Annotated in this window: 21 protein-coding genes; 11 read left to right on the plus strand and 10 right to left on the minus strand. The window is 53.6% G+C overall.

Features of this window, described 5'->3' with window-relative positions:
* Positions 1–6: 6 nt before the first annotated feature.
* Positions 7–1,059 (plus strand): DNA polymerase III subunit delta, encoded by a 1,053-nt coding sequence (gene holA / locus GAO09_RS08050; protein ID WP_153353512.1) that lies wholly within the window; start codon positions 7–9, stop codon positions 1,057–1,059.
* Positions 1,060–1,077: 18 nt separating this feature from the next.
* Here holA and GAO09_RS08055 read toward each other — a convergent pair whose 3' ends face one another.
* From GAO09_RS08055 to hemE, 8 genes are all read right to left on the minus strand, one after another.
* Positions 1,078–1,959: a ParB/RepB/Spo0J family partition protein gene (locus GAO09_RS08055; RefSeq protein WP_153353513.1), complete on the minus strand. Its 882-nt coding sequence runs from the start codon at positions 1,957–1,959 to the stop codon at positions 1,078–1,080.
* A 22-nt stretch (positions 1,960–1,981) separates the two neighbouring features.
* Positions 1,982–2,773 carry a ParA family protein gene (locus tag GAO09_RS08060; RefSeq protein WP_153353514.1) on the minus strand — a complete coding sequence of 264 codons (792 nt, stop codon included), beginning with the start codon at positions 2,771–2,773 and terminating at the stop codon, positions 1,982–1,984.
* Between the two features lie 16 nt (positions 2,774–2,789).
* Positions 2,790–3,410, minus strand: a complete 621-nt coding sequence (gene rsmG, locus GAO09_RS08065; protein ID WP_153353515.1) for a 16S rRNA (guanine(527)-N(7))-methyltransferase RsmG — start codon at positions 3,408–3,410, stop codon at positions 2,790–2,792.
* Entirely contained in the window at positions 3,410–5,281 is a 1,872-nt protein-coding gene (gene mnmG / locus GAO09_RS08070) for a tRNA uridine-5-carboxymethylaminomethyl(34) synthesis enzyme MnmG (RefSeq protein WP_324184986.1), read from the minus strand. Before mnmG ends, rsmG begins: the two co-directional genes overlap by 1 nt.
* Before the next feature lie 47 nt (positions 5,282–5,328).
* On the minus strand, positions 5,329–6,633 hold the full coding sequence (gene mnmE, locus GAO09_RS08075) for a tRNA uridine-5-carboxymethylaminomethyl(34) synthesis GTPase MnmE (RefSeq protein ID WP_153353517.1): 1,305 nt from the start codon (positions 6,631–6,633) through the stop codon (positions 5,329–5,331).
* Between the two features lie 38 nt (positions 6,634–6,671).
* Positions 6,672–7,937: a transcription termination factor Rho gene (gene rho, locus GAO09_RS08080; protein WP_112730558.1), complete on the minus strand. Its 1,266-nt coding sequence runs from the start codon at positions 7,935–7,937 to the stop codon at positions 6,672–6,674.
* Between the two features lie 176 nt (positions 7,938–8,113).
* On the minus strand, positions 8,114–8,659 hold the full coding sequence (gene hemJ / locus GAO09_RS08085) for a protoporphyrinogen oxidase HemJ (protein ID WP_153353518.1): 546 nt from the start codon (positions 8,657–8,659) through the stop codon (positions 8,114–8,116).
* Entirely contained in the window at positions 8,656–9,690 is a 1,035-nt protein-coding gene (hemE, locus tag GAO09_RS08090; protein WP_324184987.1) for a uroporphyrinogen decarboxylase, read from the minus strand. The genes hemJ and hemE overlap by 4 nt, the downstream gene beginning before the upstream one ends.
* 400 nt (positions 9,691–10,090) lie before the next feature.
* On the opposite strand from hemE, the gene GAO09_RS08095 reads away from it, so the two are divergent.
* From GAO09_RS08095 to dnaQ, 5 genes are read left to right on the plus strand one after another with little or no spacing between them, the layout of a single operon-like run.
* Positions 10,091–10,912 (plus strand): pyruvate, water dikinase regulatory protein, encoded by an 822-nt coding sequence (locus GAO09_RS08095; RefSeq protein WP_324184988.1) that lies wholly within the window; start codon positions 10,091–10,093, stop codon positions 10,910–10,912.
* Positions 10,913–10,945: 33 nt separating this feature from the next.
* Positions 10,946–11,539 carry a Maf-like protein gene (locus GAO09_RS08100; RefSeq protein ID WP_324184989.1) on the plus strand — a complete coding sequence of 198 codons (594 nt, stop codon included), beginning with the start codon at positions 10,946–10,948 and terminating at the stop codon, positions 11,537–11,539.
* Positions 11,532–12,383, plus strand: a complete 852-nt coding sequence (locus GAO09_RS08105) for a shikimate dehydrogenase (RefSeq protein WP_153353549.1) — start codon at positions 11,532–11,534, stop codon at positions 12,381–12,383. The genes GAO09_RS08100 and GAO09_RS08105 overlap by 8 nt, the downstream gene beginning before the upstream one ends.
* The gene (gene coaE, locus GAO09_RS08110) at positions 12,383–12,991 is read left to right on the plus strand and encodes a dephospho-CoA kinase (protein ID WP_153353519.1); all 609 of its coding nucleotides are present in this window, start codon (positions 12,383–12,385) and stop codon (positions 12,989–12,991) included. Before GAO09_RS08105 ends, coaE begins: the two co-directional genes overlap by 1 nt.
* Positions 12,984–13,685 (plus strand): DNA polymerase III subunit epsilon, encoded by a 702-nt coding sequence (gene dnaQ / locus GAO09_RS08115; RefSeq protein ID WP_153353520.1) that lies wholly within the window; start codon positions 12,984–12,986, stop codon positions 13,683–13,685. The genes coaE and dnaQ overlap by 8 nt, the downstream gene beginning before the upstream one ends.
* A 48-nt stretch (positions 13,686–13,733) precedes the next feature.
* On the opposite strand, the gene secB is transcribed toward dnaQ, so the two are convergent.
* Positions 13,734–14,213, minus strand: a complete 480-nt coding sequence (gene secB / locus GAO09_RS08120) for a protein-export chaperone SecB (protein WP_153353521.1) — start codon at positions 14,211–14,213, stop codon at positions 13,734–13,736.
* Between the two features lie 86 nt (positions 14,214–14,299).
* Entirely contained in the window at positions 14,300–14,818 is a 519-nt protein-coding gene (locus GAO09_RS08125) for an FxsA family protein (protein WP_153353522.1), read from the minus strand.
* Positions 14,819–14,937: 119 nt separating this feature from the next.
* Here GAO09_RS08125 and GAO09_RS08130 point away from each other — a divergent pair, with 119 nt between their 5' ends.
* From GAO09_RS08130 to gyrB, 5 genes are all read left to right on the plus strand, one after another.
* Positions 14,938–15,633: a Tim44/TimA family putative adaptor protein gene (locus GAO09_RS08130; RefSeq protein ID WP_153353523.1), complete on the plus strand. Its 696-nt coding sequence runs from the start codon at positions 14,938–14,940 to the stop codon at positions 15,631–15,633.
* Positions 15,630–16,745 (plus strand): murein transglycosylase A, encoded by a 1,116-nt coding sequence (gene mltA / locus GAO09_RS08135; RefSeq protein ID WP_153353524.1) that lies wholly within the window; start codon positions 15,630–15,632, stop codon positions 16,743–16,745. Before GAO09_RS08130 ends, mltA begins: the two co-directional genes overlap by 4 nt.
* Positions 16,742–17,311: a Smr/MutS family protein gene (locus tag GAO09_RS08140; protein ID WP_153353525.1), complete on the plus strand. Its 570-nt coding sequence runs from the start codon at positions 16,742–16,744 to the stop codon at positions 17,309–17,311. The genes mltA and GAO09_RS08140 overlap by 4 nt, the downstream gene beginning before the upstream one ends.
* A complete protein-coding gene (locus tag GAO09_RS08145) occupies positions 17,308–17,673 on the plus strand; it encodes a helix-turn-helix domain-containing protein (RefSeq protein ID WP_153353526.1) in 366 nt (121 codons plus the stop codon). Before GAO09_RS08140 ends, GAO09_RS08145 begins: the two co-directional genes overlap by 4 nt.
* A 136-nt stretch (positions 17,674–17,809) precedes the next feature.
* The gene (gene gyrB / locus GAO09_RS08150; protein WP_153353527.1) at positions 17,810–20,245 is read left to right on the plus strand and encodes a DNA topoisomerase (ATP-hydrolyzing) subunit B; all 2,436 of its coding nucleotides are present in this window, start codon (positions 17,810–17,812) and stop codon (positions 20,243–20,245) included.
* Positions 20,246–20,342 lie beyond the last annotated feature (97 nt).

Genomic DNA, 20,342 nt, shown 5'->3' on the forward strand with positions numbered 1-20,342 from the left:
CCTATTATGGTTGAGATAAAATCTCATGACTTCGATCGTTTCGCGAAGTCTACGATTGCCAGCTACCGGATTTTCTTGGTTTACGGGCCTGATAGAGGGCTCGTTTCCGAGCGCGCAGCTGTTATTGCTGCCAAAAGCGGCGTGCCAATCAATGATCCCTTCGCAATGGTGCGGCTAGATTCATCGGACCTTGCTGGCGATCCCGCGCGCGTAGCAGACGAGGTAGGCGCCTTTGGTCTCTTCGGTGGTAAAAAGCTGATTTGGGTTAAAGCAGGCGGCACTGAAAAACCTCTGGTCGAGGCACTACAAATACTTTCAGGTGAATCACCCTCCGAAAACATCCTGCTCATAGAGGCGGGTGATGTAAAAAAAGGCGCCGGCGTTCGCAAAATTGGTGATAGCGCGCAGTCGGTGGCTTCGATCCCATGTTACGCAGATGATGCGCGCGCTATGAATTCTCTCATAGAGGATGAGCTTCGGGCTGAAAATCTCACGATCACTTCGGCAGCGAAAGAACGGTTGCTGGAAGCTCTTGGCGGTGATCGCATTGCATCACGCGGGGAGATTAAAAAGCTTGCTCTCTATCGAAGCGGGCAGGGGAGTATCGATGAGCAACATGTTGTCGATATTATCGGTGACGCCAGTGCAGTTTCGACCGATGATGCCGTCGATGCCGTCCTGGATGGCGATGTCGAACGGTTGAACCTCGCCTTTTCCAAAGTGGTAGCCTCTAAAACTCCGATATTTTTGATTCTGCAATCTTGCCTACGCCAGTTTCAGACATTGGATATCATGCGATCCGAAATGGATGACAAGAATACGCAGCCGGCGCAGATCATGCAAACACTTGGTCGGCATATTCACTTTCGTCGCAAACCAATCATGGAACGCGCGCTTCATCGTTGGTCATCACAAATGATAGCACGTGAATCGGCAAGAATTCAGTCGGCGATCCTTCAGACCCGTCAGCGGCAGAGCCTGGAAGACAGCATCGCGTTCCACCTGCTGATGTCCATCACTTTGCAATCCGCCCGAAATACACCGGGCAGACGCCGTTAATCCATAAAAATCAATAACTTAAGATCGACGCTCCAGAAGACGGCAAATTTCCTCAAGCTGGTCCAGTGTTTTGTAGGAAATACGGACCTGTCCACCGCTGCCACGGTGATTAATTGTCACATCCAGCCCAAGTGCGTCTGATAGCGTACGCTCCAGTGCCAGCGTATCAGAATCTTTTTGATCCATTTTCGGCATGGATGCAGGCTGCGTCTGCGCCTTGATATCGTTCTGCGCAAGGCGCTCCGCGTCTCGAACAGACATGCCCTTCGACACGATCGTTCGAGCCAGACCGGCAGGATCAGAGGTCGAAACCAGCGCTCTGGCATGCCCTGCCGACAGATCGCCAGCAGCCAGCATATCTCGCACGGGGTTAGGAAGTTTCAACAATCTCAGGCTGTTAGCTACGTGGCTACGGCTTTTTCCAATGATATCACCGAGATCATTCTGGGTATAACCGTGCTCCGCGACCAACAACTCATAGCCTAACGCCTCTTCCAAGGGATTAAGATCTGCTCGCTGCACATTTTCAACAATAGCGATCTCAAGCGCGGTCCTGTCATCAACATCACGAACGATGACAGGAATCTCGACCAGGCCGGCCAACTGCGCCGCCCGCCAGCGTCGCTCGCCGGCTATAATCTCAAAATTTCCATCAACCGTTCGTACAACAACAGGCTGCACTATGCCGTGCTGCCGAATTGAACTCGAAAGGTCCTGAAGCTCACTCTCATCAAAATAGCGACGAGGGTTGCGGGGATTGCGACTGATATGCTCGATCGGAACCATGCGATCCGGGCTGACCGCCTTAGGCGATTCACCAACCGGTGTAGATTGGTCCATCTCACCGATCAGCGCAGCAAGACCTCTTCCGAGTCGGCGTTTCGAAACATCATCATTCATATCAAAGCCCTATCCCAGCTGGTCAGGCGGCTTTACGCCGACGTTCTCGCTGTATCACTTCCGAAGCCAACTGCAGGTAAGCCTGACTCCCCGCACATTTCAGATCGTAAAGGATAGCGGGCTTGCCATAAGAAGGAGCTTCAGAAACGCGTACGTTTCGAGGAATGAGGGTGTGATAAACCTTGTCACCCAAATAGGTCCTTACGTCATTAACAACCTGCTGTGCGAGATTATTGCGAATATCAAACATCGTTAGAACAATGCCTTGGATATCCAAAGCAGGATTCACTGTTTGCTTAACCTGATTGACCGTTTCGAGAAGCTGGCTAAGACCTTCAAGAGCAAAAAACTCGCATTGCAATGGCACGAGAACAGAATGCGCAGCGGCCATCGCGTTAATCGTCAGCAAATTAAATGATGGCGGGCAATCCAGGAGAATATAGGAATACGTCTTCGCGCCGTCACTTTGAAGCGCCCTCTTCAATCGGAAAGCTCGATCTGAAGCTTGCCCGATTTCCATCTCCAAACCTAGGAGATCCATAGTCGAAGGAACAATGGAAAGGTTAGGAACCGCTGTGGAAACGACGGTCTCGGTGACGGTATGGCTACCCATCATGAGATCGAAAGATGACAATTTACGATCACGACGATCAATACCCAAGCCAGTACTGGCGTTCCCCTGAGGGTCCAGATCGACAATCAAAACCTGCTCGCCGATGGCGGCCAAAGCTGTGGCTAGATTGATTGCCGTCGTGGTTTTGCCAACACCACCTTTTTGGTTGGCGATCGTGATAATTCGATTGAGCTCGCTCATTCTGCTATCCAGATGATCAGTTGGCCTTGCGCCGGAGCCCTGCAATTTCCAAAACAACGGAATCTTTTTCTACGGCACTTTGATGTTCTATCAGATCAAACTGCCACCTACTATTCGCTTTCACCGTTTCCTGACGATAATCCCGGCCTTTGTGAAAGAAAGCGCGACATTCCGGATTTATGGCCATCCACGGTTCAGAAAAATCACATAAGAGATCAAGGTCGGCGAGGGCCCTGGCGGAAATTGCGTCCACCTTACCGATTTTTAGAGGAGCGTCTTCGATTCGCGAGATATGCACGCTGCCTAGACCACCAGTTTCAAGCAATGCCTGGCGCAAGAACGCAGCTTTTTTCTGATTGCTTTCGACCAGATAGACCCATCCACTACCCATTTCTTTGAGAAAAATGGCAGTTATCACGCCTGGAAAACCGCCGCCTGATCCCAAATCAGCCCAGGTTTGAGGGTTTGGCGAAAGCTGAAATATTTGCGCGCTGTCGGCGACATGGCGGTTCCATAGATCGGGCAATGTCGAGGGGGCAACAAGGTTTATAGACTTGGCCCATTTCCGAAATAGCTCAGAAAAATGTTCCAGTCGTTCCCATGTTTCACGTGAAACATCTTTGCCGTTTATCTGCATCAAGAGACTCGCTGGGCGCGTTGTGTATCAATTTTCCGAAGGACCGCCAATAACAAAGCCAAGGCCGCAGGTGTCATTCCATCCACAGCAGCCGCTTGAGCCATATTCTTTGGTCTGGCTGCCGCCATCTTCAACTTTAATTCGTTAGACAAACCACTGAGCACGCTAAAGTCGAATTCATCTGGAATCAGCCGTTGTTCTTCACGTCGCGTGGCGGTAATGCCGGATTCCTGGCGTTCCATATAGACCGCATAACCGGCCTCGATTTCCAAGGCATCATATACACTGGCCGGCTTGTCTGACAGATTTGACCATACGCGCCGCAGATCATCCATGCCGACATCCTGATAAGACAGCAATTCATAAGCGCTTCGCCGCTGCCCATCCTGATTGACTTTAATACCGAACCTTGCCGCTTCCTGAGGAGTGAGAGTCACCGCTTTCAACTGTTCTCGAACCGACTTCAAATCTTTTTCAAATTGATCGAAACGCTCTCGACGCGAAAGGGACGTAAGTCCCAATTCATTCGCAATTGGTGTCAATCTGATATCCGCATTGTCTGCGCGAAGCGACAGGCGGTACTCTGCCCGAGACGTGAACATCCGATAGGGCTCAGTGATTCCGCGCGACGTCAGATCATCGATCATCACGCCGATGTAGGCTTCCGTACGGCTTAATACCGCTGACGGCCGCTCACCAACCAGCAAGGCAGCATTCAATCCAGCTACAAGACCCTGCGCCGCCGCTTCCTCGTAGCCGGTGGTGCCATTAATTTGGCCAGCAAGAAAAAGACCTGGCAATTTTTTTACTTCCAAACTTTGGCTTAGCTCGCGAGGATCAATGTGGTCATATTCAATCGCATAACCCGGCTGCACGATTCTGACCTTTTCCAAGCCGGGAATGGTGCGAATAAAGGCATCCTGAACATCCGCGGGCAGAGAGGTCGAAATTCCATTCGGGTAGACGGTCGGATCATCTAGACCCTCTGGCTCCAGAAAAATCTGATGCCCATCACGCTCGCCAAACCGGGTGATCTTATCTTCGATAGATGGGCAATAACGCGGTCCGACGCCTTTGATTTCACCGGAATACATCGCTGAAAGACGAATGTTGTCTGAGATGATGGCATGCGTGGCATTTGTTGTACGCGTGACACCGCAAGCGATCTGCGGATTTCTGATCTCATCCGTCATAAACGAGAAGGGTGTCGGAACCTCATCGGCCCCCTGTTTATCGAGACTATCCCAATCGATCGTTCGACCATCCAGTCTTGCAGGTGTACCGGTCTTCAGGCGGCCAAGCCGCAAGCCCAGCGTCAGCAGGGTGTCAGATAAACCCAGGGACGGTGCTTCTCCCATCCGTCCCGCAGGCGTCTTTGCGTCACCAATGTGAATCAAACCCCGCAGAAAGGTACCCGTTGTCAGAACGACCGCACCGGCGGAAAAAGTACGGCCATCTTTCAGTACGACGCCCGATATTTTTTGGCTGCGCGTGGCAAGATCAAAAACATCTCCCTCGATTACGTCGAGATTTAGATGATTAAGCATCTCAGCCTGCATAGCGATCCGATAAAGCTTGCGATCTGCCTGCGTTCTTGGACCGCGAACTGCCGGGCCCTTTTTTCGGTTCAAAAGACGAAACTGTATACCGGCAGCATCGGCCACCCGACCCATCAGTCCATCAAGTGCATCGACTTCGCGAACGAGATGACCTTTACCGAGGCCACCAATTGCCGGGTTGCAGGACATGGCGCCGATGGTCGCAATCTGATGGGTGATGAGAGCTGTTCGCGCGCCGGTACGGGCAGCCGCGCTTGCCGCCTCGCAGCCGGCATGGCCGCCACCGATGACGATGACATCATAACTCGCCACATTCTGCTCCATTCATTTCGAAACCGAATCGGATTGTTTCACGTGAATCACTTGCCGATGCAAAATTCCGAGAAAATAATATCCAGCAGATGTTCGACATCTACTTTACCGGTAATCCGGCCCAATTCCTCGGCTGCAAGCCTCAGGCATTCCGCCCGCATATCCAGTTGCGAACCCTCTAATGCTTCCTCGATGAAATTGGAAGCACTATGTAGCAATTGAGCATGCCTTATCCGGCCAGGTTTCAGAAAAGAAATCGCATCCCATCGTTTAGCGACGCTGGCCGCAATAAGCGATTTAAGCTCATCAAGCCCTTCACCGGTCTTGGTCGATATAGCTATGTCCCGCACAACCGCCTGAGGTTTAATATCGGATTTTGTGCCTACTCGCCAAACAGGGACGGCTTCCGGAAGGGTAAAAGCATCGGTTGGTTCTTCATCATCGCTGAGCAGCAAGATCAAGTCCGCACGTTCGAGAACGAGCTGGGCTCGGCGTATACCTTCCTTCTCGACAATGTCTGAAGTTTCGCGAATGCCTGCGGTATCAAAAAATCGGACGAGAAATCCGCCCAAATCCAGATCCACATGCAAGATGTCCCGCGTTGTTCCTGCAATTTCTGTGACGATCGCCACATCTCTTTTGGCTAACGCGTTTAACAGACTGGACTTGCCGACGTTTGGTGCGCCGACGATGGCAACTTGATAGCCATCCCGGATAATTTCCGCAGAGTGTGTCGCAACTAGTTGAGCGTCGATTTCCAGCTTCAACCGACGGACATTGATCCATACAGCCTCGGAAACAGATCCTGGCACGTCATCTTCGTCAGCGAAATCGAGTTCAGCTTCAATAAGAGCCCTAGCTCTTGTCAGCTCAAGTGCCCAGCCTTCATAAATAGCGGAAAGACCACCGTCACTTTGCTCAAGTGCCAAGCGTCGTTGCATCTCGGTTTCCGCCCGCAGAAGGTCGGATAAGCCCTCAGCCTCAACAAGATCAAGCTTGCCATTTTCCAAGGCGCGTTTGGAAAATTCACCGGCCTCGGCCAATCTCATGTCCGCGGCGTTTAATTCTGCGTAGAGCGCAGAAACAACTGCCTGACTTCCATGGAGATGGAGCTCAACAGAATCCTCTCCCGTAAACGAATTGGGAGCAGGAAAGGTAATCACCAACCCACGATCAATAACGCTTCCATCCGTCTTCCTGATCGTTCGGAGATAGGCATGGCGGGGGAGGGGAAGCGGGCCCGCCAGATTTTCGGCAACCAGAATGGCTTTTGATCCACTGATCCGAAAAACAGCAAGCCCTGCCGGCAGAGAACCGCTCGACAGGGCAAAAATCGTATCATCAGCCCGCATTATTCAAACCTCAACGCGCGGCAGAATCCGGCTAAGGATCAAGTGTTCATCGATTCGAAGAAGTCACCGTTATTCTTCGTCTGCTTGAGCTTGTCGATGAGGAACTCAATAGCATCTGTCGTGCCCATCGGAGCCAAGATACGGCGGAGAACAAAAATCTTCTGAAGATCCTGGCGGGGAACAAGAAGGTCTTCCTTACGGGTACCCGACTTGAGGATATCCATGGCCGGGAAGATGCGCTTGTCGGCGACCTTGCGATCCAGAACAATTTCCGAGTTACCGGTACCCTTGAATTCTTCGAAGATGACTTCGTCCATGCGGCTGCCGGTATCGATCAGGGCCGTCGCAATAATTGTCAGCGAACCACCTTCTTCGATGTTTCGTGCTGCACCGAAGAAACGCTTCGGGCGTTGCAAAGCGTTGGCATCAACACCGCCCGTCAGAACCTTGCCGGAAGATGGCACAACCGTGTTGTAGGCGCGGCCGAGGCGAGTGATTGAATCCAGCAGAATAACAACATCTCGGCCATGTTCGACCAGGCGTTTCGCCTTTTCGATTACCATTTCGGCAACCTGAACGTGACGAACCGCAGGCTCGTCAAAGGTCGACGAAACAACCTCGCCCTTAACGGAGCGCTGCATGTCCGTCACTTCTTCCGGACGCTCGTCGATCAGAAGAACGATCAGATAGCATTCTGGATGGTTGGCAGTGATGGAATGAGCAATGTTCTGCAACAGCACCGTCTTACCGGTACGCGGCGGCGCTACGATCAGACCGCGCTGGCCCTTGCCGAGCGGCGCAACAAGATCGATAACGCGCGCAGAATTATCCTTCGAGGTGGGAATATCGAGTTCCATCTTGAAGCGCTCGTTCGGGTAGAGCGGCGTCAAGTTGTCGAAATGAACCTTGTGGCGAATCTTTTCCGGATCATCGAAATTAATCGTATTGACCTTCAGAAGGGCGAAATAGCGCTCACCCTCCTTCGGACCACGGATCGGGCCTTCGACCGTATCGCCGGTCTTGAGGGAGAAACGTCGGATCTGCGAGGGGGAGATGTAGATATCGTCTGGACCTGGCAAGTAGTTGGCATTGGCGGAGCGCAGGAAGCCAAAACCGTCTTGCAGAACCTCAACAACACCTTCACCGATGATCTCAACGTCCTGGCTGGCAAGAACCTTCAATATGGCGAACATCAACTCCTGCTTACGCATGGTGCTGGCGTTCTCGACCTCCATCGATTCGGCGAAGGCCAGCAAATCGGTCGGAGATTTGCTCTTGAGTTCTTGAAGCTTCATTTCAGCCATGAAGGAAGGACCATTTCAATTTCGAGGGGAAGCCGTGTCGGTGGAATTCGTTTCCGCGGAGAAATCCGCAGACAGTGAACCTGCACACATGCACGAGAGAAGAGATGGTCGCGAAAATAGCGATTCCCCCCTCTTACCGCAAGGGGGGAATAACCGCAATTCTTCACACAGAAACGTCAGAACGGTTTGACGACAACGAAAATAACGATTGCGATCATCAGAACCGTCGGGATTTCGTTGACCAGCCGCCAATAACGCGCCGTTCTGCGCGGTCCGTCCTTGGCAAATTGCTTGACGCTGCGTCCAAACATCACATGCACGATGGTCAGAAGCACGACCATGGCTATCTTGGCATGCAGCCAGCCGCCCTGAAATTCGTAAACAGTCCAGGCGAGATACAATCCCAAGATCCATGACAGCATCATGGCCGGGTTCATGATCACCCGATAGAGGCGCTGCTCCATCATCTTGAATGTTTCCGATTGGGCCGATCCGATCGGGGCATCCGTGTGATAGATAAAAAGACGGGGCAGATATAGCAGACCTGCCATCCACGAAATCACGGCGATGACATGCAGGGCCTTGATCCAGAGGAAGATGTCATCCGGGCGCCAGAACAGGACCGCGAGAAGCAGAAGAACGAAAATAACAAGCGCAACAGCAGCACGACGCTTGGCTCGTTGACCGGGTTTTTCGTCCGTCTGCAGCTCATGGCCACTCATCGACCAAAACTCCGGACCCGATCGACCAGCGCTGTCACATGATCCGGGTTGGCTTCAGGCGTGATCCCGTGGCCCAGGTTGAAGATCAGCGGCCTATTGCCGAGCGTCTGAAGTATCCGATCGATCCCATCATCGAGAGACTTTCCACCGGCGACAACGCGCATGGGATCCAGATTGCCCTGCACCGGTCCGTCCTTTTGCAGTTCAGCCGCAAAGCTCAATGGCACGGACCAATCGAGGCCGATGGCATCTGCTCCTGTCTTCTGGCGATAGGTTTTCAAGTTAAAGCCGGCGCCTTTCGCAAAGGCAATTATCTTGGCGCCCGGGCGTCGCCCCCGAACCCCTTCGATGATCCGCGCCACCGGCGCAATGGCGAAGGCGGAAAATTCTTCTTCACCCAATACACCGGCCCAGGAATCGAAAATCTGTACGGCATCGGCACCGGCATCCAGCTGACCAACGAGATAGTCGACCGAGATATCCGCCAGTTGCATCAAAAGCGAATGGAAGGCTTGAGGATGCTTGTAGGCAAACAGTCGGGCAGGAGCCTGATCAGGCGTTCCCTTGCCGGCGATCATGTAGGTAGCGACGGTCCAAGGCGCGCCACAGAAGCCGAGAAGGGTTGTCTGGGATGGTAGCTCACGACGCAGGCGACTGACTGTTTCAAAGACAGGCTTCAGGTGAGCCATGACATTGGAAGCATCGAGACTGCCAATGCCATCCGCATCAATCGGATCCATCTGCGGTCCGACACCTTCGAGGAACCGGACATTCCTCTTCAGAGCATCAGGGATGACGAGGATGTCAGAAAACAGGATGGACGCATCAAAGCCATAACGCCGGATCGGCTGCAGCGTCACCTCCGCTGCCAATTCCGGATTATAACAGAGATCCAGAAAGCTTCCGGCCTGTGCCCGGGTTGCCCGGTATTCCGGCAGATAACGTCCTGCCTGCCTCATAAGCCAGATAGGGGGAGGGGAGACGGTTTTCCCGTCGAGCACTTCGAGGATCGTTCGGCGCACGTCCGTCACTCAGGTCTCCTAAAATTAAATATCCTATATAAAGGATTCTTCTATTTCTTAGAGTCTGTGAGTAGCAAGGACTAAAGCCTTTGCCAGCATTTTCCACTGCCGGAGGATTCAGATAGATCGCAGATGAACTCTTTAGCAGGTTTTCGCTCAAAACTCGAACACATGGAAAATGATTATTATATTCATATGCTTGCTTGATACTTTTTTCGCTTAAGCCTGTGGATGAGTTGTGAATTAACCTATAACAGCGACGAATTGTCCACTGCATCCCGAATAGGCTCGAAAAGCTTTTCGTGCGATCGCCATTTGTGGATAAATCGGCAGTTATCCGAGTGACCGAAGCGAGTTCGGACCGTCGCGTCGATCTCTCCCGGACTATCAACAGGGGAACAAGTTTAGCGTGGAGAACAGGAAAAATTTCTTTCATCTGCACCTCATTTCTGACTCAACGGGCGATACGCTTGTGTCAGCCGGTCGTGCAGCCGCCGTCCAGTTTACCAATGCTGTCCCTGTCGAGCATGTCTATCCGCTGATCAGAAATCGGCGGCAGCTGTTGCCGGTTCTCGAAGAAATCGACGAGACGCCAGGCATTGTCATTTATACGATCATGGATGCAGAACTTGCCGCGTTGATCGAAACGCGGTGCCTTGAAATGGGGGTTCCGACAATCAATCTGCTGGAGCCTGTCATGACGGTCTTCCAGAAATTCCTCGGTGCGCCATCACATCGGCGGGTCGGCGCCCAGCACATTCTTAATGCAGAGTATTTCGCCAGGATCGAGGCGTTGAACTTTGCAATGGATCACGATGATGGCCAGTTGCCTGAGGATTATGAGGATGCCGACGTGGTGATCATCGGCATTAGCAGAACCTCAAAAACACCGACGAGCATCTATCTTGCTAACCGCGGCATCAAGGCCGCCAACATTCCGATCGTACCGGGTGTTGAATTGCCGCCGGCGCTTTTGACCGCTACACGGCCGGTCATTGTCGGTCTAGTTGCGACGACGGATCGAATTTCGCAAGTTCGGGAAAATCGCGAGCTCGGAAGCTCGGTTTCCTATGATCACGGACATTATATCGATCGGGCGGCGATCAACGAAGAACTCAAATATGCTCGTGCGCTGTGTACCAGACACAACTGGCCGATTATCGATGTGACCCGCCGGTCTATCGAGGAGACGGCCGCGGCCATCGTTGCACTACGGCCGAGGCTGCGGTAAGGCGAATCCAGACCCCAATGTTCAGGATCCGCTGTGACAGTTCCCCTTGTTCTTGCATCTTCCAGCCCATTCCGGCGCATGTTGATGACTAATGCCGGCCTGACATTTGACCATCAGGCTGCCGATATAGACGAGCGTGAAATCGAAGCGGGCCTCGTGGATGCCGATCCGGAAAAGGTGGCGACTGTTCTCGCAGAGGAAAAAGCGAAAAACGTCTCCGCAGTGAGGCCGGGCTGTTTTGTCATCGGCTCTGATCAGACGATGTCCCTTGGGAAACGAATTTATCACAAGGCAGCAGACGCAGTTGAAGCCAAGGCAAACCTGCTGTCCCTGTCCGGCAAAACGCATCGTCTCAACAGCGCCGTCGTTATTGTTCGCGATGGCGAGGTCGTCTGGGATCATGTCGGCCATGCCGATTTGACGATGAGGGAACTTTCTCCGGAATTCATCGAGCATTATATGAGCCGGACTGGTCCGGATGTCTTGAAAAGTGTCGGATCCTATCAGCTGGAAGGTGTTGGCATTCAGCTCTTCTCAGAAATCGACGGCGATTATTTTACGATCGTTGGATTGCCGATGTTGGCACTTTTGCAAAAACTGCGCGAACTGGGAGCGATCCATGCTTGATTCACGTGAAACGAAAGCTCGCGCTTTTGTGGCAGGTTTCCCTATCGGTCATTCCCGCTCGCCACTCATTCACAATCATTGGATTAGGCAGTTCGGCATCGATGGTCATTATGAAGCGTTGGAGATCGCGCCCGAAAAGTTCGAGGCTTTCGTCGCGGACCTGAAAAAAGGCGAAAGTTATAGCGGCGGCAATGTCACTATTCCGCATAAGGAAGCCGCCTATCAGCTCGCTGACAAACCGGATGAGCTCGCCGAGGAACTCGGCGCTTCCAATACGCTGTGGTTGGAAGATGGATTGCTCCATGCGACCAATACCGACGGACATGGCTTCACAGCCAATCTCGATCACTATCGAGCCGGGTGGGACCAAGTAAACACAGCGGTCATTTTGGGTGCCGGCGGTGCTAGCCGATCGGTTATCCAGTCGCTGCGAAACCGCGGTATCAAGGAAATTCACGTAGTCAACCGAACCATTGATCGAGCGCGTCAACTTGCCGATCATTTCGGGCCAACCATTTACGCCCAGCCGATGGGCGCATTGTCAGAAGTGCTCAAAGATGCCGGTCTGTTCGTGAACACGACGTCGCTCGGCATGGATGGGGCAAAGGCAATGCCGATCGATTTCACGCCGCTGGCCAAAGATGCCCTCGTTACGGATATTGTCTATGTGCCGCTGAAAACCAATTTTCTGATCCAGGCAGAGGAACAGGGATTTTCGACCGTCGATGGTTTGGGCATGCTCCTTCACCAGGCTGTTCCCGGTTTCGAAAAATGGTTTGGCCGGAGACCGAATGTGGAGATGGAAGTTCGCCAGCTTGTTATCGATGATATGGATCGCCACTGATGATCATCATCGGTCTTACCGGCTCCATCGGAATGGGAAAAACGACGACGGCAAGATTTTTCTCGGAAGAGGGCATTGCGGTCAACGATGCGGATGCGGTCGTTCATGACCTTTACAAAACGGATGCGGTTGAACCGGTTGGACGAGAATTTCCTGGAAGTGTGAAGAACGGTGCCGTCGACCGACAGGAACTGTCGAAGCAACTCGCGGAGCAATCAGACGGTTTCAAGCGACTTGAGGCAATCGTTCATCCACTCGTGCGTGAACGAGAGCGTCGGTTTCTCGATCGCCAGAAGCAGGCAGGTGCCGATATTGTGGTGCTCGACATCCCTCTTCTTTTCGAAAGTGGTCGGGATGATGTTATGGATACAATCGTTGTCGTAACCAGCGACCCTGAGATTCAGCGTGAACGGGTATTGGCGCGCCCGGCAATGACGGAAGAAAAATTTCGACTTATTCTTTCACGTCAGACGCCCGATCGGGAAAAACGCCAAAAAGCCGATTTTCTGGTCGATACCGGCAATGGAATGGACCCCGCGCGAACCCGCGTTCGAGCCATCATCAAAAGCCTTCGGGCGGGAATATTGAGCGAGAAGACAGATGCGTGAGATCATTTTCGATACGGAAACCACGGGACTCGAATCCAAGGTCGACCGTGTGATCGAAATCGGCGGTATCGAGCTTGTCGATCATTTTCCGACCGGTCGTACCTTTCACAAATACATTTCGCCCGGTGACCGCAAGGTACATCCGGACGCATTGGCCGTGCACGGCCTGACCGATGAGTTCCTAAAGGACAAGCAGACCTTCGCGGAAATTGTCGCGGAGCTTCAGGAGTTTTTTCACGACGCGAAATGGATCGCTCATAACGCCAACTTCGACATCGGCTTCATCAATGCCGAATTCGAACGTCTCGGTATACCGCCAGTCGAGAGCGAACAGGTTGTCGATACCTTGGCGATGGCGCGTCGGAAACATCCGATGGGACCGAATTCGCTCGATGCACTTTGCCGTCGTTACGGCATAGACAATTCGCATCGCACCAAGCACGGCGCCTTGCTCGACTCCGAACTTCTGGCCGAAGTTTATATCGAGATGATAGGTGGCCGGCAGACCGCGCTCGGGCTGGTCGAGGAAAAAAAGGTCGTCAGGGTGATTGAGGAAGATGACGATGGCGTCGTCTTCGATATCCCTCCGCGCTCACGGCCACTTCCACTCCGCTTGTCGCCGGCCGATGTGGCAGATCATCAAAAGCTGATTGCCGGGATGGGCGACAAGGCGATCTGGAAACGATACCAATAAAAAAAGCCCGGTTTTAGCCGGGCTTTCTCATATTGGGAATTTAAAAGCTCAGCTGTCGAGAGCCTGAACCTTCGAACGGGTCTGCTCTTCGGCTATGCGCTGCGTGAACATCTGCGCAAAATCGATCGGGTCGATCATCAGCGGCGGGAAGCCGCCGTTGCGGGTTACGTCGGCAATGATCTGACGCGCAAACGGGAAAAGCAGGCGCGGGCACTCGATGAACAGAACCGGCAACATGTGTTCCTGCGGGAAACCGGTGATGCGAAAGACGCCGCCATATACCAGTTCAGCTGCGAAGACGACCTTGTCACCGTCCATAGCCTGGGCGTTCAAAGTCAGAACAACGTCGAAATCCGAATCCGACAGCGGGTTCGCATTGACGTTTACATTGATGTTGATCGCCGGTGCGGTGTCACGGGCCTGCAAGGAACGCGGTGCGCCTGGATTTTCAAAGGACAGATCCTTTGTGTATTGCGCAAGGATGCTGAGCGACGGGTTGGAAGCCTGGGTCTCTGTTTCGTTTGCCATTGGAATTCCTCGCGGCTTTTGACAGTTGAGGCCGTCTAACATTTCAGTTTAATGCTTACAACCCTGCGGCATAGGGCTGAGCGCGATCAGTCTTTGCGGTTATCAGGATCCGACCATGGAGATGAAGGATTTGGACCGCGGGTGAAATCGTTTTCGTCCAGGTCGAGCACGTTCGGTTTATCCGATTGCCGCGCATTTTCGTGATTGCCTGACCGGTAGGAAGCGGATGTACCTCGCGCGGTCCGCATGACGACGACCCGTTTTCCGATCAGCGACCAAATGAAATGGCGAACCGGCGGAATGAAGAGAAGAAGACCTATGATGTCGGTAAAAAAGCCTGGCAGAATAAGAAGGATGCCTCCGATGACGACCATGGCGCCGCTCACAAGCGACTTGCCTGGCAATCTTCCTTCCTGGCTCTCGCGGTTCGCTTCCCGCAAAACGCCCATGCCTTCGACCCGGAGCAGGATCGCGCCGATGAAGGAAGTCAGGATGACGAGTGACAGTGTCGGCCACAAACCGATGGCATTGCCGACCAGAACAAATCCGGCAATTTCGATCAGTGGCAGACCGAGAAACATGATCGGCAAAAGAATGAGAGGCATCGCGCCGTATTTCCTGTCTTTTAGGCAGGCCGGATTTCCGGCTGCACATTTGAATGATTGGCAGTTGCGGACTATATGTGAAAGTCAGCCAACAATTTAAATGATCACTGCGGGTGAAGATGGGCGCGAACGATTTTATTACACTGTTTTTTCTGGTCGCTGCAGTGCTGATTTTCCTGCAGCTTCGCAGCGTGCTTGGTCGACGTACCGGTCATGAAAAGCCGCCGGTCGATCCGTTTTCAGCGCGTGATACGGTAAAACCTGCTGCCGACGATGGTAAGGTTGTGACTTTGCCACGTCGCGATCAGGTCGACGAGGAACAGCGCTGGGCTGACGTCGACGCGTTTGCCAAGCCGGGCACCGAGCTCAACACGCAGATTCGTGAACTTGTTCAGGTTGATCCGAGCTTCAATCCCAAGGAATTCGTCAAAGGCGCCGGCATGGCCTATGAAATGATCGTGATGGCATTTGCCGATGGCGATCGCAAAAGCTTGAAAGACCTGCTTTCGAAAGAAGTCTTTGACGGCTTTGATGCGGCTATTTCCGAGCGTGAAGCTCGTGGGGAAGTGGTGAAGTCGAGTTTTGTCGGTATTGACAAGGCGGATATCGTCAAAGCAGTCGTCAACGATTCCGAAGCCCAGATCACCATCCGTATTGTCAGCCACCTGATTTCTGCGACCTATGACAAGGCCGGAACGGTTGTCGATGGTGAAGCTGATGCTGTTGCCGAAGTCACCGACATCTGGACCTTTGCGCGCGACACTCGCTCACGTGATCCGAACTGGAAGCTGATCGCCACCGAATCCGAACAATGAGCACGATCGACTACGTTCTGACGCCAACGACCTTTTCTGATCTCGTCGGCTGGGACGAAGATGATCCGTCGCCACTGTTTGCAGCAATGCGTGACTGTCTCGACCACATCGAGGCGGTCAAACCATATCGCCCGGGTTCATTGGGACTGACAACAGATGACCTGTTGCCGCTGTTGAAAGCGGCGGCGGGTTTTTCATTATCCAGCCCCGAGGCTGCTCGACATTTCTTTGAAGAGCATTGCACGCCTTTTATGATCCGAAGGCAGGATGAAAAACATGGTTTCGTGACCGGCTTTTTTGAACCCGAGGTGGATGTTTCCGATCATCCGGACGAGATTTACCGTTATCCGTTTTATCGTCGTCCATCGAACTTGATCGATATCGATGATGACAACCGTCCATCCTCCATCGATCCCTCTTATGCTTTTGCCAGATGGCGGGATGGCAGGATCGACCTTTACCCGGATCGCGGCGAAATCGACCGCGGATATCTGCAAGGGCAGGAGCTGGAGATCGCCTGGGCCAAATCCAAGGTCGATGTCTTTTTTACGCATGTTCAGGGTGCCGCCCGACTGAAGTATCGCGGTGGTCGTCTTGGTCGCATCACCTATGCAGCCAAGGCTGGTCACGCCTTTTCTGCGATTGGCCGTTTGTTGATCGACCGCGGCGAGATCGATTCAGCAACGGTCTCCATGCAGACCATTCGTGACTGGCTTCTGGAGAATCCGGCTAAGGTTGACGAAGTTCTCTGGCATAACCGATCCTACATATTCTTTCGGGAAGCACCGGTCGCCGGTCTCAACCAAGGGCCGATCGCGGCCGCCAAGGTGCCGTTAGTGGCTGGTCGCTCACTGGCAGTCGATCGTCTGATCCACACCTTCGGCTTTCCGTTTTTCATTCGCTCGCAAACCGTGACGCATCTGGATGCAGGCAAACCCTTTGCCCGCACCTTGATTGCCCTTGATACCGGTTCGGCGATTGTGGGCCCGGCGCGCGGGGATATTTTTACGGGCTCCGGCTATGACGCGGGTGAGCAGGCAGGAACGATCAAGCATCCGGCAGACTTCTACATCCTTGTTCCGAAGGTTGCTGCGGCAAGGTTTGTGTCATGAAGGGCGATCGCAAGCTGAGCGCTGAAGACCGCATTCTCTGGGGCAAGGTTGCCCGTTCTGCCAAACCCATGCCGGGGCGGCTCGAGGATTTGCTGAAATTCGAAGCGATTTTCGAGGAGCCGGCCGAAGAGGTGCGCGATAAGAGGTCGATATCCGCTTCCGGTGTCAAGAACACCACAGAGCCTGATGTGACGCCAAGAGCCATTCAGCCTGATCGGAAAATCCATCACCCGCTGGAAAAACCTGTGAAGCGAAAGCTGGCGCGCGGACATCTCGTTCTGGACGCACGCATTGATCTTCATGGTCTCATCCAGAGCGATGCGCACGGTATTCTTCTTGATTTTCTGCTTCGTGCCCACGACCGCGGGCTGCGGCATGTCCTGGTGATCACGGGCAAGGGAAGCTCGTTTGGCAGCGAAGGTGCACTTAAGCGCGCCGTTCCGCTGTGGTTTTCCAAGCCGGAGTTTCGTTTTCTCATTTCCTCATACGAAGCGGCGGCCCGTCAGCACGGAGGAGATGGCGCGCTTTATGTGCGTCTTAGCCGTCGGGTCGGGAGCGGCACATGACGCCGTTTGGTAGGGCATTGCGCGAGTTGCGCCAGCGCAAAGGGGTGAACCAGGCTGAGATGGCGGCGGCTATTGGGGTGTCGGCCGCCTATCTCTCCGCGCTTGAGCATGGGCACAGAGGAAAACCAAGCTTCGACTTTCTCCAGCGGGTTGTCGGTTATTTCAATATCATCTGGGATGAAGCGGAAGAGCTGTTCATGTTGGCACAAGCGTCCGATCCGCGCGTGGTGATCGACACGAGCGATATGCCGCCCGAATATACCGCTTTTGCTAATCGCCTGGCCAAGGAGATTCGCTCTTTGTCGCCGGACATGTTAGAGCAAATGACAAAGGTTCTAGAAAGTGGCCGCCTTTCTGGCTGAGTGCCACATAATCCCGGGTTAAATGCGCGGAATATGCCTCTGCGCTTTGGAAATCTTCCCGGATTTCTTATATTCAGTGGCACGAAATACGGTGATTCGCCAGATCGCCGCACCACGTTAATTGGAAAGATCATTGATGAGCGAAACACCCGTCAACGACAGCGGCGCGAGTTCTGAATACGGCGCGGATTCGATCAAGGTCCTGAAGGGGCTTGATGCAGTTCGCAAGCGCCCCGGCATGTATATCGGCGATACGGATGACGGGTCCGGCCTGCATCACATGGTCTATGAAGTTGTCGATAACGCGATCGACGAAGCGCTTGCCGGTCATGCCGATATCGTAACCGTTACGCTCAATGCCGATGGCTCTGTCAGCGTCACCGATAACGGCCGTGGTATTCCGACGGATATCCATAAGGAAGAAGGCGTTTCGGCAGCCGAGGTCATCATGACCCAGCTGCATGCCGGCGGCAAATTCGACCAGAATTCCTACAAGGTTTCCGGTGGTCTGCACGGCGTGGGCGTATCGGTGGTCAACGCATTGTCGGTATGGCTCAAGCTCAGGATCCGCCGCAATGGTAAGGTTCACGAGATCGGCTTTACTCATGGCGTTGCAGATGCACCTTTGAAGATCATTGGTGACTACGAAGGTCGCTCCGGCACGGAAGTGACCTTCCTCGCCAGCTCCGAAACCTTCACCATGACCGAGTATGACTACAATACGCTCGAGCATCGTCTGCGCGAACTGGCGTTTCTGAACTCTGGTGTCAGAATCCGGCTAACCGACAAACGCAAGTCTGATATCCGCGAAGAAGAGATGGTGTATGACGGCGGCCTTGAGGCCTTTGTCAAATACCTCGATCGCGCAAAGAAGCCGCTGGTCGAAAAGCCTGTTGCCATCAGGGGCGAGAAAGATGGTATCACCGTCGAGGTCGCCATGTGGTGGAACGACAGCTACCACGAAAACGTGCTCTGCTTCACCAACAACATCCCGCAGCGCGACGGCGGCACGCATATGGCCGGCTTCCGCGGTGCACTGACGCGTCAGGTGACGTCCTATGCGGATACATCCGGCATCACCAAAAAGGAAAAGGTGACGCTGCAGGGTGAAGACTGCCGCGAAGGTTTGACTGCCGTCCTATCGGTAAAAGTGCCGGATCCAAAATTCTCGTCGCAGACGAAGGACAAACTCGTTTCTTCCGAAGTCCGTCCGGTTGTCGAAAGCCTCGTCAACGAAGCGCTGAGCACCTGGTTCGAAGAACATCCGGCTGACGCGAAAATTCTGGTTGGCAAGGTCGTTGAGGCCGCCGTCGCCCGTGAAGCAGCCCGCAAGGCGCGTGAACTGACCCGCCGTAAGGGCGCGCTGGATATCGCATCGCTGCCGGGCAAGCTGGCAGACTGCTCGGAACGTGATCCGGCAAAGTCCGAAGTTTTTCTCGTCGAGGGTGACTCTGCAGGTGGCTCTGCCAAGCAGGGACGTTCACGTGAAAACCAGGCGATCCTTCCACTGCGCGGCAAAATCCTGAATGTTGAGCGCGCGCGTTTCGACAAGATGTTATCCAGCCAGGAAATCGGCACGCTGATTACTGCGCTTGGCACGTCGATCGGCAAGGACGAGTTCAACGCCGACAAGCTGCGTTACCACAAGATCATCATCATGACGGACGCTGACGTCGACGGCGCCCATATTCGTACTCTGCTTCTGACCTTCTTCTTCCGTCAAATGCCGGAACTGATCGAACGCGGCCACATCTACATAGCCCAGCCGCCGCTTTACAAAGTCAGCCGCGGCAAGTCCGTTCAATATCTGAAGGACGAGAAGGCGCTGGAAGAATATCTTATCAGCATGGGTCTCGAAGAGGCGCGGCTGACGCTGGAATCCGGCGAAGTACGTGTTGGCGCAGACCTACGCGAAGTCATTCAGGATGCTCTGCGATTGCGTTCGCTCGTTGATGGTCTGCATTCGCGTTATAATCGCTCGATCATCGAACAAGCGGCCATTGCCGGCGCACTTAATCCGGAACTGACCGATAATCGCGAGCGTGCTCAGCAGACGGCGGATGAGGTTGCACGTCGTCTTGACGTTATCGCTGAGGAAACCGAGCGCGGCTGGACTGGTCATGTGACCAGCGAAGGCGGACTTCGTTTCGAGCGTATGGTCCGTGGCGTGAAAGAAGTGGCGTTTCTCGATAACGCGTTGATCGGTTCTGCGGATGCACGTCATATCGATCAGATGAAGCAGCGTCTTCACGACATCTATGCTGCGCCACCTGTATTGGCTCGCAAGGAGGGAACACTCGATGTTTCCGGCCCACGCGCGCTGCTCGATGCGATTTTTGCATCCGGTCGTCGTGGCCTATCGATGCAGCGTTACAAAGGCCTTGGCGAAATGAACGCCGAACAGCTTTGGGAAACGACGCTGGATCCGAACGTCCGCTCGCTGCTGCAGGTTAAAGTGCCCGATGCAACTGATGCCGATGGCCTGTTCTCCCGCCTGATGGGCGATGAGGTCGAGCCACGTCGCGAGTTCATTCAGGAGAACGCGCTCAGCGTCGCGAACCTCGATATCTAAAAAGTTAAAAATGAGTGTTTCACGTGAATCTTTCCTGTGGGTGATTCACGTGAAACATTTTTATTTGCCGGCAAAACTGCACTCGTCGTCAATCATG

This window comes from Endobacterium cereale (genome assembly GCF_009617585.1).
Taxonomy (GTDB): Bacteria; Pseudomonadota; Alphaproteobacteria; order Rhizobiales; family Rhizobiaceae; genus Neorhizobium; species Neorhizobium cereale.